Below are 16,679 nucleotides of genomic sequence, written 5' to 3'. Positions count from 1 at the left end.
AGAAACAGACTCAACTTTATATTATTTCATCTGTCAACTTGACAGGGCCTAGTGCAGGAGAACGGTTTTTTGTGTTTCATTTCTATTTTTGAGTTATCAGTGGCGATAAGCATCACGATGTACTACCATTATGGCAATCGATAAGCCAACCACCAGCCCAGACCCGCGATCAGCAGGATCAGCACGGTTAGGACGACAACGAGGCGGGTCGATAGCGAGCGTTCCTGTTTGCGGCCAAAAGCAAGCTCAATGGCAACAATCAGCAGTAACTCAAGTGCTTCCCGCAGACCAACTAGCACCGGGGCGTGCTGAAAGGTTCGAATTAGCAGGATGATGCCGCTAATGATGATGACCAGATAAATGATTCGGTCAACGATGAGAAACTGTGAGATGCGTTTTTCTGAGGTGCGATTTAAGCCGATAATCGTGCAGAGTATCAAGAAAACGAAACTCACCGAGTGGATGGCTAGCCACATAGACCCACGTCCTTTAATTACAATCTAAACCTAGTTTAACACGTGGTCGATACGTATGGGAGAGCGATTTCACTGAATTTGCGGAAACTTATCGAATGACTAATAATCGGTATGCCGAAAAAAGTTAATTAAAATAAGAAATATGACTTGAATTTTTGCTGGGGGTTTGGTAATATCTTTTTCATCATCATATATGGAGGGCTTTAAATGGCAGAACTTAAGATTGGCGATTACGTTAAAGGCAAACGTTTTGGCTCTTTCGAACATGATTTTCAGGGCGAGATTGAAAAGGTCTACGAAAATTCTGTATTGATTCACATCCTCGAGTTTGACCAAGCGGATCGAATCCTGGTTGGCGAATTGAACAACCGGGCAATCGTGCGAAAAGACGATGCAACGTTAGCAAAAATTAAAAACAGCTAGCCGCAACAAGGTTAGTTTAAAGACACGACAACTGGTTGACTATTGAAAGAATTTGCAAATTTTCTTGAATTTTTACTGACAAGTTTGCAAGTATATGATATAGTTAATCTTGTTGTTGCGGGTATAGTTTAGTGGTAAAATCCAAGCTTCCCAAGCTTGTGTCGCGGGTCCGATTCCCGTTACCCGCTTAAGATTAATCGGGTGTTGGAACGTTCAGTTTTTATAAACTGAGCGTTTTTTTGTGACTATTTTTAGGGGGAATCTACCGTCTTATGAACGCATAAAAACACGGTTTCAGTTAATATCCTGAAACCGTGTTTTACATGAATTTATTTATTTTCGTCTTTATACCGTAACCGAACAACACTGTGCCGGTAGCCATAGCTGAAGTAGACACACAGGCCGAGAACCAACCAAATAAAGAATGCTATCCAAGTGAAGGCTTTTAGTTCTAACATCAATGTTAGACACAGGATGAAGGACACAATTGGCAGTACCGGATAAAACGGCACCTTGAACGCAGAATCCAAATCTTTGAAAGCAGGGTTTTGGCGAAGAAAAACGATCCCGATTGACACCATCGCAAAGGCGAATAGCGTCCCAATGTTGACAAGTTCAGTAATCTTATCAATGGGGATAATGCAGGCAAAGACACTGCCGACGATTCCAAATACCCAGGTGTTCACTGCCGGGGCGTGGGTTTTGGGGTTCAATCGGCTGAATAACTGCGGCAGCAACCCGTCACGACTGATAGCAAAAACCAGCCGTGTGCCGCCATACAGGAAGACAATCAGCACGGTCGTCATCCCAATCACCGCCCCTAAGGAAACGATGCCGGACACCCAATCCTGATGAATAAAGTGCAGTGCATAGGCAACGGGGTCGGCAACATCGAGCTTTGTGTATTTGACGATGCCAACCAGGACTGCTGACAAAGCAATGTAAAGAACGGTTGCAATCAGCAATGAGCCAATGATACCGATCGGGACGTTGCGTTGGGGCCGTTTGACTTCTTCGGCAGCCGTGGAGACCGCGTCAAATCCGATGTAGGCGTAAAACGCGACCGCGGCTCCTGAAACGACGCCCTTAATGCCGTGTGGTAAGAAAGGATGGTAGTTTTCAGGACGGATATAAAACACACCGACCACAATAAAGAGGATGATCACGATGATTTTTAAGATCACCATGATGGCGTTGATCCGTGCAGATTCACGAATCCCGCCGACCAACAGCAACGACACGATCATGATAATAATAAATGCTGGCAGGTCAAAAATGGCGTGCGGCTGGCCGGAGGTGCCAAAAGCAGCTCGCAGTTGTGCGGGCAGGTAGAGGTTGAATCCAGCTAAAATGTTTTGAAAGTAGGACGACCAGCTGGCAGCCACGGCGGATACTGAAAATAAGTACTCGGAGACCAATGCCCAACCAAGAATCCAGGCAATGAACTCTCCAAAAACAGCATATATGTAGGTATATGCACTGCCGGCCAACGGAATCGTGGATGAGAATTCTGAATAGCACAAGGCTGCGAGGGAGCAGACAAAGGCCGCGACAACGAAGGCCAGCATGGCCCCCGGTCCAGTATACTCAGCTGCGATGATTCCAGGAGTGATAAAGATTCCGGCCCCAACAATTGCACCAACGCCCATTGTAATCAAGCTAAAGGCATTTAAAGACTTTGCCAACCCCGTTTTCTTAAAAATATCCGTGCGAATGTCTTTTCGCAAGAACAGGGTCGACTTATGTTTTCTATCGGCCATAATCAAAATCCTTTCAAACGAAGCGCGGCAAACGCTTCTTATTTTGTGACAAGGTGTGAATTGGTATACCGGTGCACCCGTTTTGGAAAAGGGGGGCAATACGCAACGGCTTATCAGACAATAATGTGTGATGTGCGGTGAAATGAATTTTATCTCACTTCACCACGTCCTTTAGCGGCACCAACGTTTCCTAGCATACTCCATTCTTCATTAAACGTTAATGAGAATGTCCTCAAATTGGTGAATCTTTAACGAAAATTCCTGCGGATGCCCATGAAACACTTGTTATTGGCGCTTGGTTGCGGTAGAATGCTTCAAGTGAGATTGCTATCGGCAATCATATTCGATGATAAAAGAAGAGTACTTGGTTCGTTCGTCCACAGCAAGTCAGGGATGGTGGAAGCCTGATGACACGGCCAAGGAAGCGCGCTTTTTAGAATAATCAATGTGAATACTTTAAAGTGGATAACAACTATCAACAAGAGTGGTACCGCGGGTGAATCTCGTCTCTTACAATTTTTTAAATTGTAAGGGGCGTTTTTTTATACCATTTCCCGCCAGTCCAGCGCTCAAGTGTGATATTCTAGGTTTGAAGCGGACAATTATAGATAGGATAGGAGATTATTAGTTATGGATTACAAACAATTAGTTGCTGACACGTTAGCACCCAGTCTGACCGACGTCTTATCGGCGGAAGACATCTACCAAAAAATCGAACGGCCAAAGGACTCATCAAAGGGTGATTACGCTTTTCCAGCGTTCACGCTTGCAAAAACGATGAAGAAGGCACCGCAACAAATTGCGACTGACCTCGTAGCGAAGATCGATACGACCAAGTTTGATAAAGTCGAAGTTGCCGGCCCATACCTGAACTTCTTCCTTGATAAAAGCAGTTTCAGTGCTGACGTGCTCGGTCAAGTCATGACTCAAGGCGCCGACTACGGTCAAAACGAGGACGGTAACGGTGGTAACGTGCCGATCGATATGTCATCACCGAACATCGCAAAGCCAATTTCAATGGGTCATTTACGGTCAACTGTCATTGGAAATTCCATCGCTGAAATCTTAAAGAAGAACGGCTACAACCCAATCAAAGATAATCACTTGGGCGACTGGGGAACGCAATTCGGGAAGTTGATCGTGGCTTACCTGAAATGGGGCAATGAAGAGGACGTTAAGAAGGATCCAATCACGAACCTGGTTAAGTATTACGTGAAGTTCCATAAGGAAGATAAAGAACACCCAGAACTCGATGACCAAGCCCGTGAATGGTTCAAAAAGCTCGAAGACGGGGATGAAGAAGCTCACCACCTGTGGTCATGGTTCCGTGACGAATCACTGAAGGCCTTTAACGCCATTTATGATAAGTTAGGCGTTAAGTTTGATACCTACAACGGTGAAGCATTCTACAACGATAAGATGCAAGCTGTTATTGATGACTTGAAGGCCAAGGGGCTTTTGAAGGAGTCTCAAGGTGCCCAAGTGGTTGACCTTGAAAAGTACGACTTGAACCCGGCTTTGATTTTAAAGAGTGATGGTGCTTCACTGTATATCACCCGTGATATTGCGACCGCCGTTTACCGTGAAAACACCTATCACCCAGCAATGAACCTCTACGTCGTCGGCTCAGAACAAATGTACTACTTCCAACAACTGAAGGCCGTCCTGACTGAAATGGGCTTGCCTTCAGCTAAGAACCTGCACCACATTCCGTTCGGTCTAATCACCGTTGACGGTAAGAAATTGTCGACCCGTTCCGGCCGGATCATCTTACTGGATGTTGTTTTGGATGATTCTATCGACATGGCTAAGAAGCAAATTGCGGCTAAGAATCCAGACCTGCCAAACAAGGATGAGGTTGCTAAACAAGTTGGTGTCGGTGCCATCATCTTTGGTGATTTGAAGAACGAACGGATGAACAGCATTGACTTCAACCTTGAAGACCAGTTGAAGTTTGAAGGTGAGACTGGCCCGTATGTTCAATACGCGCATGCCCGTGCTGAAAGTATCTTGAGAAAGGCCGGCGATGTCAGCCTGCTTGATGCCGATGCAAAAATTGCGGATCCGGAAGCTTGGGATACGTTGAAGGTTCTGGCTGACTTCCCAGACACCATTAAGGTTGCCTTGAAAGAATTCGAACCTTCCGATATTGCGAAGTATGCGATTCGGTTAGCAAAGGCTTTCAACAAGTATTATGCCCACTCAAAGATCTTGACTGACGATAGTGAAAAGGCTGCTCGTCTGACCTTGGTCAAGAGTGTGTCAACAGTTCTGAAAGAATCACTGCGTTTGTTGGGCGTTGAAGCACCAGACGAAATGTAGAACGCAGATGATACGCGGTACTTGCCTTACGAAACTTGTGTCGTCTGAACGCTTTGCCGAAAGGTCATAATGGCGCTGAGTCGGTTAAACTGAAAATTTTTGATGTGCCAGAGTGGCTCGCCAGAAAATCCATTTGGATCTTTCGACGAGCCATTTTTATTTTGGATGAACGAAGAATGGCCGCTTATACGGCCTTAATCATGCCCGTTGTGCGTTGAGCAATTATGGCAAAAGGGCAGTGGTTGATAGTTTTAGGATAGGCTGATCACGGCAGCACAAAAAGTTGTTTCAATGGCGGATAATTTAAATACATTTTAATGTTTAAATGAAATCTTAATGAGAAATGGAACGCCTGTACGCCCTAGTCTCCTCGGGATTTTTTACTATACTGGACACCATCCCTATAAATAAATATTCAATTAAAAGTAGCCATATTCATCTTACTTTGTTATAATAATTGCAGTGTTACTTACAGTAAGGGGGCTGCATTAGGATGAAAAAGAGTATTCGTCAATCGAGAATTGAACAATTGATCAATCAATATCCGATTGGAACGCAAGAAGACCTAATGCGTCATCTAAAGGAAATTGGGATTAAGGCGACGCAAGCAACGATTTCTCGTGACATTCGTGAAATGCAGGTAGTCAAAGCCCAGGATGGCCATGGACACTTGCGTTACACCATATTTAAACCGGGTAATAAATCAGAAGAAGAACACATGCGCGAAACAATCAACGAAGTGGTCGTCGGACTGACCCAGATTGAGTTTATCAACGTTATCAAGACACTGCCAAGCAACGGCAATTTATTGGCAGCAATCTTGGATGATCTAAAGCTGCCGGAAGTTGTCGGCACCCTTGCCGGTCACGACACCATCTTGGTCATTAGCCCAAGTAAGGAAGTCGCCCAGCAACTGAACAATGAAATTGCCAAGAGTATGAATCCGGACATTGTGCACTAATACGATGGTTGGATGAAGGCCAGGAACTGTTCCTGGCTTTTTTTGTGTCTCGTTTGTGCGACACCACTGGTTAGACATCGTGAATACCAGCAAGGCAAGTTAACATTGATTGGCGGCGCCAGATGACCTTGAGGCTGCTGGCAACTGAAAGACCTTAATTATACAAGGGATTCGTTGGATGAACAGGCAGTCGAATCGTGGCGAGACACCGCACATAAGCTATCAGAAGCCAGCTTTAGACACTCTAATTTTTATTAAAATTCAGCCGATAAGGCAGTTGTTTGAACACAATGTGCTAAAATTAACGTATTAATTTGGGTCGTAAATGAGGGAGTCTATGAATAGAAATAGGGGAAATGGGTTTTTTCAACAAATCAAGACTTGGCTGTCTCCGGGCTGGCATCGGTTTAAGCGCTGGTTAGGCCGGTTCTGGCACCGCTTTCAAATTACGCGGTGGCTGATTGTTATTGTGCTAGCCATGGTTTTTGTGATGAGCGCAGTTCTGACTTTTCAAGCGAAAACGGCCAATGTTGGGGATTTGAAAAATCAACTTGAAAAAACAACTTATATTTATGATAAAAATGGGAAAAAGGCCGGGTCACTATATTCTCAAAAAGGGACGTATGTTTCTTTGAAGAAGATCTCGCCGAACATTCAAAATGCGGTTATCTCAACTGAAGATCGCGGGTTCTACCACGAGTACGGATTCTCCGTGAAGGGCATTGCCCGGGCGTTTCTGCTGTTAGCGAAAAATAAGATCCTGCACCGTGATTACATTAGCGGCGGCGGGAGTACGCTGACCCAACAACTGGTTAAAAATGCTTTTTTGACACAGGAACAGACGTTTACGCGAAAGTTTAAGGAATTATTCTTGTCTGTCGAAGTTGAAAATGTCTACACCAAAAAAGAAATCTTGTCGATGTATCTTAACAATGCCTATTTCGGGAACGGTGTCTGGGGTGTTCAGGATGCTTCAGAAAAATACTTTGGCAAGTCGGCTTCCCAACTGACTGTTCCTGAATCAGCGGTTCTGGCTGGTATGCTGACGTCTCCTAGCGGGTACAATCCAATTGATCACCCAAAGGCCGCGCTGGCTCGCCGGAATGTTGTTCTGGAGTTAATGGCGGAGAACGGCAAAATTACGCAGTCACAGGCCAAGGCCTACCAGAAAACAAAAATTGTGACAAGCGATACGTACACCTACAAAGATTCGTACAAGTATCCTTACTACTTTGATGCGGTTATCAGTGAAGCTATCTCAAAGTATGGTCTGACTGAATCAGAAATTTTGAATCACGGGTATAAAATTTATACCTATTTGAATCAAAACTATCAATCATCAATGCAAACGAACTTTAAATCAGCTTACCTCTTCCCGTCAAACGCATCAGACGGCACTAAGGTCCAGGCGGCTTCAATTGCGGTCAACCCGAAAAATGGTGGTGTCCTCGCTGTTGTCGGCGGCCGTGGCAAGCACGTTTTCCGGGGCTATAACCGGGCAACACAAATGGCGCGGCAACCTGGTTCGACCATCAAACCGTTAGCCGTCTACACGCCGGCCTTGGAAAATGGCTACTTCTATGATTCGGAACTGACAAACAAGAAATTATCTTACGGTACCAACAAGTACACACCGAAAAACGAAAATAACGTGTATACCGGTAAGGTGCCCATGTATGAGGCCCTGGCGCAGAGTATGAACGCACCGGCCGTCTGGTTGCTGAATAAGATCGGGGTCAATAAAGGCTATCAGTCCGTTAAGAACTTTGGGCTGCCGGTCACCAAATCGGACGACAATCTCGCGTTAGCACTGGGCGGGCTCAGCAGCGGGGTCTCACCGCAACAGCTTGCGAGCGCATATACCGCGTTTGCAAATAGCGGAACGCGAACCGATGCACACTATATCCGTAAAATTGTTGACGCTAACGGGAAAACGGTCGTTGCCCAACCAAAAGTCACCACTAAAAAAGTGATGTCAAAGAAGGTCGCAAAGGAAATGACCAGTATGATGCTGGGTGTCTACAACAGCGGGACTGGTGAAGCTGCCAAACCTTACGGCTACCAAGTGGCTGGAAAGACTGGGAGTACCGAAGCAGACGATACTGGTGACGGCGATGCTGCCAAGGATAAATGGATGGTGGGGTACACACCTGACGTGGTGGTGACAACCTGGGAAGGGTTTGACAACACCAATAAGGAACACCATTTGGAGAACTTGGGCGGAACCGGAATCAGCACGCTGTTTAAGACGGAGCTTCAGGAAATTTTGCCGTATACGAAACAGACCTCGTTTAACACGAAGGACGCAGCCACGCTGGCCAAAGCATCAAAATCAGCTAATAATAGCAGTTTCTGGGGTAACGTCCAGAATGGTGCTTCTCAGGTCGGCAAAAAGATCAAAAAAGGTGCCAGCAGCGCGGCTAATTCGGTTAAGAAGTGGTGGTCGAACACAACTTCCAGCATTTTAGGCAACTAAGCGGATAGTCAGCGCAACGCTTTCATGATACAATTATGGAGACAACTAGACAGGAGGATTCATAATGGCTGACATTAATGAAACGGCAACAACACTGAAGGAACAACTGAAGACATCCGATGAATTTAAAAAATTAGAGGATGCCTACAGCAAAATGAAGGCGGAACAAGCCACATTTGACCTGTTTAAGAACTTTCAAGAAATTCAGTTGAACATTCAACAAAAGCAGATGCAGGGCCAACAATTGACTGAGGAAGAAATGACTCACGCCCGCGAAGTTGCGGACAAGGTTGGCAAAGCTGATGCAATCAAAGTGTTGATGGAAGCCGAAAAGGGTGTTAACGACCTGCTTTCAAAACTCAATGATGAGATCACAAAGCCGATTCAAGAGCTTTACCGCAACTAGGTCAAGGCTTTTGCACAAGTTTTAAAAAACGTCGAAGAATTTGGCTTCGGCGTTTTTTTCAATCAGAACCGGTTTAACAAGAAATGAAAGGAGACCCTGTCTTGAAATTTATTCACGCAGCAGATCTGCATTTAGACAGCCCGTTTGAAGGCTTGAAGCAAGTTCCTGAACCAGTGTGGCAGCTTGTTTACCAAGCACCGTTCACCGCAACGACACGGCTTGTCGACCAGGCCATCGATCAGCAGGTGGATTTTGTTTTACTGACGGGCGACTTGTTTGACCGTGAGACCCAATCAGTAACTGCCCAATTGTTTTTAAACACGCAGTTACAGCGGCTGATCGATGCGCAAATTGGGGTTTATTTAAGTTTTGGGAACCACGATTATCAAACCGATGGGCAGGCGATTGCCTTACCTGAAGGCGTCCATGCGTTTGATTCAAGTGTCAGTACAGTACTGACAACCACCCACGATCAACAACGTGTGGCAATCAGCGGCTTTAGTTACCCCACCAGGTGGCTTGACACGGATATGGCCGCTCAGTTTCCGGAACGCGGTGACGCAGATTTTCAAATCGGTATGCTGCATGGCGCATTGCAACAGTCTCGAGATAACCACTACGCACCGTTTACGCTAGGTGAATTAACCGATAAGCACTACGATTACTGGGCGCTGGGTCACATCCATAAACCGCAGTTCTTGGCAGAACAGCCGCCCGTTGTTTATGCTGGCACGATTCAAGGGCGCCATAAAAATGAGTCAGGCGATCACGGGTACATGCTGGTCACAAGTGAGAACCAGCAGTTGAATCCGGAATTTGTGCCGGTGAACCCAGTTGATTGGGTGAGCCTGACGGTTGCAATTACGGATCAGCAAACGGAAACTGAATTAATCGACTTTGTGTTGCGTCAATTGGCAACGCTGACGGATACGGCCGTCTTTAAACTTGTTTCGTTGACTTTGACGAACGTCGAATCTTTGCCGGGGCAAGTGCTGACGCAGTTGAACAACGGTAATTGGTTTGACCGGTTATCACAAATTCAAGAGGACCGGTATGAGACAAATCGTTGTTGGATTTATGAGTGTCGACTGCAACCGGCAGATGCTCAGATTCAATACAGTCAGCTGGACGCGCAATTTTGGACGGATGCGAAGGCCGCTGTGTTCACCACTGATGTGCTGACCAGTGCTGCTGGTAAAAAATTGCTCAGTTATCCGTTTTTAGCTGACCACTTGCGCGATTCGACTACGTTAGCTGACAGTCAAGCCCGTGCCGAAAGTGAGTTGCTGCAACAGGCACGTTTGGAGGCGGACAATCATGCGGATTAAGGAACTGACCATATATGGTTTCGGAAAGTTTCACGATACAAGACTGACGTTTGATAAGCAGTTACAGTTGTTGTACGGACCAAACGAAGCTGGAAAATCCACAATTGTTGCCTTCATCACCAGTATGCTGTTTGGGTTTGCAACTGCTAAGCATAAGTATGAGATGTACCAGCCGAAGAGCGGCGCAACGTATGGCGGTGAAATGGCGTTCAGTCACCAGAACCATGACTACTGGCTTAAACGGGTCGACGGGACGCACGGCGGTGATGTGACATTTCGCGATACAACGACCGATACACTGCTCACGAAACAGGATCTAAATGCGCTGCTCAGACCAGTTGATCGAGAGTTGTTTTCCCAAATTTATGGCTTTAGTGAACAGAATCTTCAAGACGTTTTTGGTTTGGATCGGTTTGCTCTGATCCAACGTATTCAGCGGATCGGGGCCATCGGCAGTGATGATTGGATCACCCTCAATCAACGCTTACGTAAGGAAGCGGATGCGCTCTATAAACCACGGGGCCGTAAACAGCCGCTAAGTGTAAAATTGCGCGAGTACGATGCCCTGACGGAAAAAGTAGCGGCCGCAAAGGCGGATTATCCGCGGTATCAAGACCTTCAAACGAAGGAAACGGAAACGGCTAAGGCCTTGGCTGCCAGTCAAGCGGCAATTACGACACAAGATTCAGCGCTGACCAATTTGAATCAAATTGAACAACTGTTTCCTTATTACCAGGAGTATCAGGCTTTCAAAAATTCTGAGCAAGCGGCGCCGCAGTCGATCAGTACAGAAGATTGGGAAAACTTTACAAGGCTGACCACCCAGCGGGCGCAGTTAACGGCGCGTTTAAAGACGGAAAAGGAACAGTTAGCAGGTCAACGAGAAGACATGACGCCGAGTGAACCGCAACACTTTTATCAAGCGCACCAGACCGTGATTGATCAGCTTGTTGACCAATTAACGGCTGCTCAGCAGCAGTTACGCGACCGGCAAGTGGCCGAACAAAATTTGGCTGCGGAAGCGAATACGCTGGACCAGTTGCGGGCAGCCCACGGCGCAAAACTGATGCAAACATCGCCCATGAGCGCTGGTGACCAAGAAGAGGTGGCTCAGTTGATTGCCCAGCAACGACAACTCAACGCGACCCAAACAGCAATCAGCAATCAGCGCCACCAGTTAGCCGACCAATTAAATGCGGCCGAACAGGCGGATAACGATGCCGGTTCAGGAATTTCGATCAAGTGGCTGGCTGCCGGGATTGCTGTTGTGGTGCTTGCCGTCTTCTTTCTGAGTGGTGTTGCCCGCTCAGTTGGCGGGGCGCTTGGCGTCATCGTGGCGGCGTATGGCATCTTTAAACCGATGCTGAACAACGGTGATTCTGGGGCATCGAAGGCCGACCTGCTTTCGGAACAGATCGATCAGTTAAATGCCCAGCTTAAAACGGTCAATACACATCTGACCGACATTAGTGAACAGCTTCAAACGATTGGCAGCACCTATCATTTATCGGCGGTGCAGGTGAGTGATTGGCTGGATTTACAACCTGTTTTGAAAGACTACGCAGCGGCGATGGCCCGCTCGGAAGCTGATCAGCAGCAGCTGGTTGATTTGGAGCAGCATCTTGATCAGTATTTGACGCAGTGGCAGGTTGTCGGCGACTGGTTAGATCTCAGCGGGGATCGGTCAGCCCAATTAACGGCAATTCAACAGTTCGTCAATGCACGCCAAGACGAAACAAAACAGCTGCAGCTGGCCGCTCAACAGCAACGACTAAGCGAGCAGCGCGTGGCATCCCAGACGACAGAAGTGACGACTGTGACGCAAAGATTAACAGCCTTCTTAGCGGAACGGGATTTGGGGGATGAAGCTGCGTTCCAACGCGCCTACCACGCGTCACAAGATTATCAACAACAAACCGCCCACATGGCGATGATCAAACAGCAGTTAGCCAGTGTTGAGACGGGTGGCTTCGAACGTTATGCATCGCAGGCGGCAATTGATGAGGCGAAGGAAGATTGTTCCAAACAGCTCGCTAAATCGCGACTGTCGCAAGCCGCCCAACTTAAGCGCCATAGTCAGTTGACCTATGATATGAAACAACTGGCCAGCAGTGAGGCCTACCAGCATTTGTTGCAGCAACGGGCTGCACTGGAGGCCGAAATCATTGATATGACGGATACCTGGCTTGCTAAGACGCTATTGATCAAATGGATCGACCAGACGCTGATTCAAGCATCGCAGGGGCGCCAGCCGCAGATTATGACGGCAGCCACGGCATACTTTGCGTTACTGACTGGGGACCGATTTCATAAAATTACGTTTACCGATGATACCGTTACGGTTGAAGCTGCTGATCAAACGACTTACGATGTGGGTGAACTTTCACGCGGTACGGCTGAACAACTCTATGTTGCATTGCGGTTTGCGTTTACAAAGGTCATGGCGGATGAAATTGAACTGCCGATCATTATTGATGACAGTTTTGTGAACTTCGACCGTGACCGCACAAAACACGCTTTTGCGTTGCTCCAACAGCTGCAGGAGACCACGCAGATCCTGTACTTTACCGCTGACCGATATAATCAGGATCTGGTACCGTCAGATCAGTGTTTAAACTTGGACCAACTCGCAGTAAAATAAACTTAAAAGGGGGTCGTCATCTTGGCTGAAAAACAATTAATGACCTACGCAGTGGGTGACCAGATGAACTTAATGGTGCTGATTAAAAGCGCTGAGGTTCGGGTTGCTAAAAACGGAAAGAAATATCTGGATTTCACGTTTACGGATGCATCAGGTGAAATGTCCGGTAAATTTTGGGATGCTGGCGATGCCGACATCAACCGTTATCAACCTGGCCGGGTAGTTCGGCTGGGTGGAAAACGCGACAATTATCAGGGGACGCCGCAAGTACGCATTAACGCGCTGCGGTTAGCAAACGCTGACGAACCGCATGACCCCGATGATTTTATGAGCTCAGCGCCGATGAAGGCGACTGAAATGGAGGACGAAATTAACCAAGTCGTCTTTGAAATCACAAACCAGGTTTGGAACCGCATCGTTCGTTGGTTATTGGCGAAGCACCGGGAAGCATTCTTTACGTACCCGGCAGCCAAACGCAACCACCATGCATTTAAAGGCGGCCTGGCGTTTCACACAATTTCAATTTTGCGGTTAGCGCACAGTGTTGCAGGACAGTATGAGACCATCAATGCGCCGTTATTGTTCGCGGGTGCGATTTTGCATGACCTGGGTAAGGTGGTTGAACTCTCAGGTCCAGTCGGCACTCAGTACACGGTCGAAGGCAATTTGCTGGGCCACATCAGTATCGTTGACGGTGAAATCGTTACTGCCTGCAACGCGTTGAAATTTGACCTGGATAGTGAAGATGTTGTCTTATTACGGCATATGATCTTAGCTCATCATGGGTTGCTGGAATATGGGTCACCGGTACGGCCACGGTTGCTTGAAGCAGAGGTGCTCCATGAATTAGATGAACTTGACGCCTCCATTATGATGATGAACAACGCCCTTGATAAAACGAGTCCCGGTGCTTTTGGCGAGCGACTCTTCGCAATGGACGGCCGATCCTTCTATCGGCCAACGTTGCCTGAAGACGGGCAGAAGGGTGATTTACCTGACTAGTCATTGTATAGAATAGTCAACAAAAAAAACGCTGTTCAAGATGGACAGCGTTTTTTTGTTGTTTGGATTGACTTGGCTTGATTTGGATTGACTATGATGGTCAGTCATTCAGTACAGTTGTCCGTCTGGGTGTATATGGTGATCATCTGCAAATTCTAAACGCTTTTCGGGAAATGATTGTCAATCAGGATATACGCTGAAGCACGGCGATTCATCTTTAAGAGAAAAACAGAGAAAAAATGAGAGACGAAAAAACCGCCCCGGAAAATCCGGAGCGATCAAACAGGTATCAACCTGTTATTGCGTCTTATTTACTTGATGAACTGCTGGTCAAGTAGTCTGACAAGACGTTTTGTAATTGACTATCCTTAATGGAGATGTTCCCCTTCTTAAGGACTTTAGAAACAACACTCTTCAGAACTGTGCTGCTGTTCATATCATCATCGATGATCTGCTTCTTAAGTTCTGCCTTGTGTTCCTTCAAAGTACCTTTACCAGGGTTCTTGTCCATCTTGATGATTTCATAACCTGAAGTCGTCTTAACAGGAGTCGTTGTGTATTGGCCAGTCTTCAGCTTCCAAGCAGCCTTCTTGAAGGTGCTGTCAAGTGAAGTATCAGTACTGTCAAAGGCGGCTAACTTACCACCCTTGTTCTTAGTTGTACTATCAGTAGAGTACTTCTTAGCCAATGAGGTGAAGCTGTCGCCAGCCTTCAACTTCTTGATAACTGCTTCGGCCGTAGTCTTCTTAGAAACTAAGATGTGTGAAACCGTAACTTTAGGCTCGTAGCTCTTGAATTGCTTCTCGAGTTTGGCGTTTGTAATCTTAACGTTAGCCTTTACAGCTTCCTTAAGTAACAGGTTGTCTCGGATTTGTTGCTTCAATTGTGAAGCCGTCATCCCACTTTGAGAAAGAACGGACTTGAATGAAGAACCATATTCTTTCTTATAAGTATTGTATTGCGAGGTTACTTGTGAAGTCTTGACCTTGCTACCGTATTGCTTTTCCAATACTTTATCAAGAATCATTTGTTGCAAGACTTGCTTACCACTTGAAGTGTTCTTCAGGCTGCTGTAGTATTCACTTTCAGTGATCTTACCACCTGAAGTAGTGGCAACGGTTTTGCTACCACAGGCTGCCAATGTCAGACCCATTAAGACAGTGGCAAGTGCGACGAACCATTTCTTCATTGCGAAAACACATCCATTTCTATAAATTTGTTTAACTCCCAGCTGGGGCGTTCCCAATAACTATAACATAACCTAGAGATAATAGCAGTTGCGAGTGAGAACTTAATAAAAAGTGAAATAGTTTGCCGGTAAAAAAGGGACGTATGTGCGCCCGAAACATAAGGGCGCTGAGCAAAAATTCCGAAGTGGGATTTTTAGTCCAGTGCCCTTATTTGGCTGAGAATGGTCCAAATTTGTGTGTTTGGCGTTAAAAAGCAACCCGTAACTCAATAATTAGGCCAAATAAATCTCAGGGCGTTTCACGCTACCAAACGATTCTCTAGAACTTATCCAGCGTTTCGTTAATTTTATCCAGTCGTGGCTGAATTTTGAACTGAAACTGCTGCACGTCGTCTTGGATACTATCTAAAACAGGTTGTGCTTTGGCCATTTCAGCGTTCAGGTGATTCAGACGATCACTGACTGCAGACGCTTTTTTGCGCCAATCTTGGTAGTCAGCATACTTTGTTTTGACAGTCGTGACCGTTTCGGAAACGAAAGCGGCAGGCGATTGGCGCTTGTTGTACAGGTGCAGCGCCAAAGAGCCGCCCGCCGTAATCAGGGTTGTGAGCAAGAAGCGTTTCATATCGACCCCTCCTTGTTAAAATTGCGCCTTAATGGCGTCTTGAAGTTTTGTGTAGGCCGCTTCATCGTAATTCTTTGAATTATCTTTGAAGATCATCGCAAAATCATCATTGCTGGTATAACGGGGCACGATGTGAATGTGAGAATGGAAAACGGATTGGTAAGCCACTTCACCGTTGTTGTTCACAATGTTCATACCTTTGATATCAGGGTTGGATGCCTTGATGGCCCGAGCAATCATTGGGATTTTTGCAAAGACTGTGGCAGCAAGGTCGGCATCGTAAGCAAAAATATCCTTCACGTGAGTTTTTGGAACGACCAAAGTGTGGCCCGGCGTGCCTTGTGAAATATCCAAGAATGCTTTAACATCATCATCTTCGTAGACTGTGTAACTCGGGATCTCACCCTTAATAATTTTACAAAAAATACAGTTATCATCATAGTTATGAATCATTTGCGGTTCCTCCTTAATGTTGTTCTGTATCCAGTATACACTAGACAACCACTGGTCAGGAAAGGCGATGGGGAAAATGTGAGCAATTTTATGGTGGGCTTAAGAAATGGGAGGATTTTTTTGGCAGTTGGTTTTTGTGCAACGTTTGAAGAACGCTTGATGCTGACATTTTTGGAGAGATGAAGGCTTGAAATCGTTATTTGGGGGAAATGGTGCTTGCGGGTTGGGTGGCTTGAGTAGAGATGTTTTTGTGGGATGTACGAGTATGGTAGAAGCGACTCGATGTGTCTGCACTATTGTCAGGTCGTGATTGTGGTGCGGTTTTTATTGTCGGAATGTGTTCTGCGAGGCAGGGGCGGCTGCAGAACGAACTCTGAGTCCAAAACCATTTTCTACGTTTTTCTTTACCGAAGGCTTTCCGGCGACATGCTTTTATTTTCTATTACCGAAACGCGCTCCGCAAGGCAGGAGGGTACTGCAGAACGAACACGTATGCAAAAAGTCAGTTTCTGCTTTTTATTACCGACTGCTTAGTTGCGACGTGTTTTTATTTTCTATTGCCGAAACGTGTTCCGCAAGGCAGGGGGCTACTGCAGAAGCGACTCTGGGCACAAAAG

13 protein-coding genes and 1 tRNA gene are annotated in these 16,679 nt (G+C 46.4%); 9 read left to right on the top strand and 5 right to left on the bottom strand.

All coding sequences use genetic code 11. The features are described from left to right. Positions 1-128 precede the first annotated feature (128 nt). Positions 129-476 (bottom strand): DUF1516 family protein, encoded by a 348-nt coding sequence (locus tag FC82_RS06850; RefSeq protein ID WP_054762606.1) that lies wholly within the window; start codon positions 474-476, stop codon positions 129-131. Positions 477-683: 207 nt separating this feature from the next. On the opposite strand from FC82_RS06850, the gene FC82_RS06845 reads away from it, so the two are divergent. After that, positions 684-899, top strand: coding sequence for a hypothetical protein (locus FC82_RS06845; protein ID WP_054762608.1), 216 nt, complete (start codon positions 684-686; stop codon positions 897-899). A 117-nt stretch (positions 900-1,016) separates the two neighbouring features. After that, positions 1,017-1,087: transfer RNA gene (locus tag FC82_RS06840), tRNA-Gly, on the top strand. 141 nt (positions 1,088-1,228) lie between these two features. Here the strand turns inward: FC82_RS06840 and FC82_RS06835 are convergent. Beyond that, positions 1,229-2,659, bottom strand: a complete 1,431-nt coding sequence (locus FC82_RS06835) for an APC family permease (protein ID WP_056996573.1) — start codon at positions 2,657-2,659, stop codon at positions 1,229-1,231. A 630-nt stretch (positions 2,660-3,289) separates the two neighbouring features. Between FC82_RS06835 and argS the strand changes: the two genes are divergently transcribed. The 7 genes from argS (at position 3,290) to FC82_RS06800 (ending at position 13,795) form a co-directional block, all read left to right on the top strand. Then, positions 3,290-4,981, top strand: a complete 1,692-nt coding sequence (gene argS / locus FC82_RS06830) for an arginine--tRNA ligase (protein WP_054762610.1) — start codon at positions 3,290-3,292, stop codon at positions 4,979-4,981. Between the two features lie 493 nt (positions 4,982-5,474). Beyond that, the gene (gene argR, locus FC82_RS06825) at positions 5,475-5,942 is read left to right on the top strand and encodes an arginine repressor (RefSeq protein ID WP_054762612.1); all 468 of its coding nucleotides are present in this window, start codon (positions 5,475-5,477) and stop codon (positions 5,940-5,942) included. A gap of 337 nt (positions 5,943-6,279) precedes the next feature. Continuing rightward, positions 6,280-8,418 carry a PBP1A family penicillin-binding protein gene (locus FC82_RS06820; protein WP_056996572.1) on the top strand — a complete coding sequence of 713 codons (2,139 nt, stop codon included), beginning with the start codon at positions 6,280-6,282 and terminating at the stop codon, positions 8,416-8,418. Positions 8,419-8,482: 64 nt separating this feature from the next. Further along, a complete protein-coding gene (locus tag FC82_RS06815; protein WP_054762614.1) occupies positions 8,483-8,824 on the top strand; it encodes a YlbF family regulator in 342 nt (113 codons plus the stop codon). A 101-nt stretch (positions 8,825-8,925) separates the two neighbouring features. After that, positions 8,926-10,152, top strand: a complete 1,227-nt coding sequence (locus tag FC82_RS06810; protein ID WP_056996571.1) for a metallophosphoesterase family protein — start codon at positions 8,926-8,928, stop codon at positions 10,150-10,152. Further along, positions 10,142-12,793, top strand: a complete 2,652-nt coding sequence (locus FC82_RS06805) for an ATP-binding protein (RefSeq protein ID WP_054762617.1) — start codon at positions 10,142-10,144, stop codon at positions 12,791-12,793. The genes FC82_RS06810 and FC82_RS06805 overlap by 11 nt, the downstream gene beginning before the upstream one ends. A 39-nt stretch (positions 12,794-12,832) precedes the next feature. Continuing rightward, entirely contained in the window at positions 12,833-13,795 is a 963-nt protein-coding gene (locus FC82_RS06800) for a 3'-5' exoribonuclease YhaM family protein (RefSeq protein WP_056996574.1), read from the top strand. A 307-nt stretch (positions 13,796-14,102) separates the two neighbouring features. On the opposite strand, the gene FC82_RS06795 is transcribed toward FC82_RS06800, so the two are convergent. From FC82_RS06795 to FC82_RS06785, 3 genes are all read right to left on the bottom strand, one after another. After that, a complete protein-coding gene (locus tag FC82_RS06795) occupies positions 14,103-14,984 on the bottom strand; it encodes a peptidylprolyl isomerase PrsA (RefSeq protein ID WP_054762619.1) in 882 nt (293 codons plus the stop codon). Positions 14,985-15,303: 319 nt separating this feature from the next. After that, on the bottom strand, positions 15,304-15,609 hold the full coding sequence (locus FC82_RS06790) for a hypothetical protein (RefSeq protein WP_054762621.1): 306 nt from the start codon (positions 15,607-15,609) through the stop codon (positions 15,304-15,306). A 15-nt stretch (positions 15,610-15,624) separates the two neighbouring features. Next, a complete protein-coding gene (locus tag FC82_RS06785) occupies positions 15,625-16,062 on the bottom strand; it encodes an HIT family protein (RefSeq protein ID WP_054762623.1) in 438 nt (145 codons plus the stop codon). Positions 16,063-16,679: the final 617 nt, after the last annotated feature.

This window comes from Secundilactobacillus collinoides DSM 20515 = JCM 1123, assembly GCF_001435975.1.
Lineage (GTDB): Bacteria > Bacillota > Bacilli > Lactobacillales > Lactobacillaceae > Secundilactobacillus > Secundilactobacillus collinoides.
This window is presented reverse-complemented; position numbering and strand designations above follow the sequence as displayed.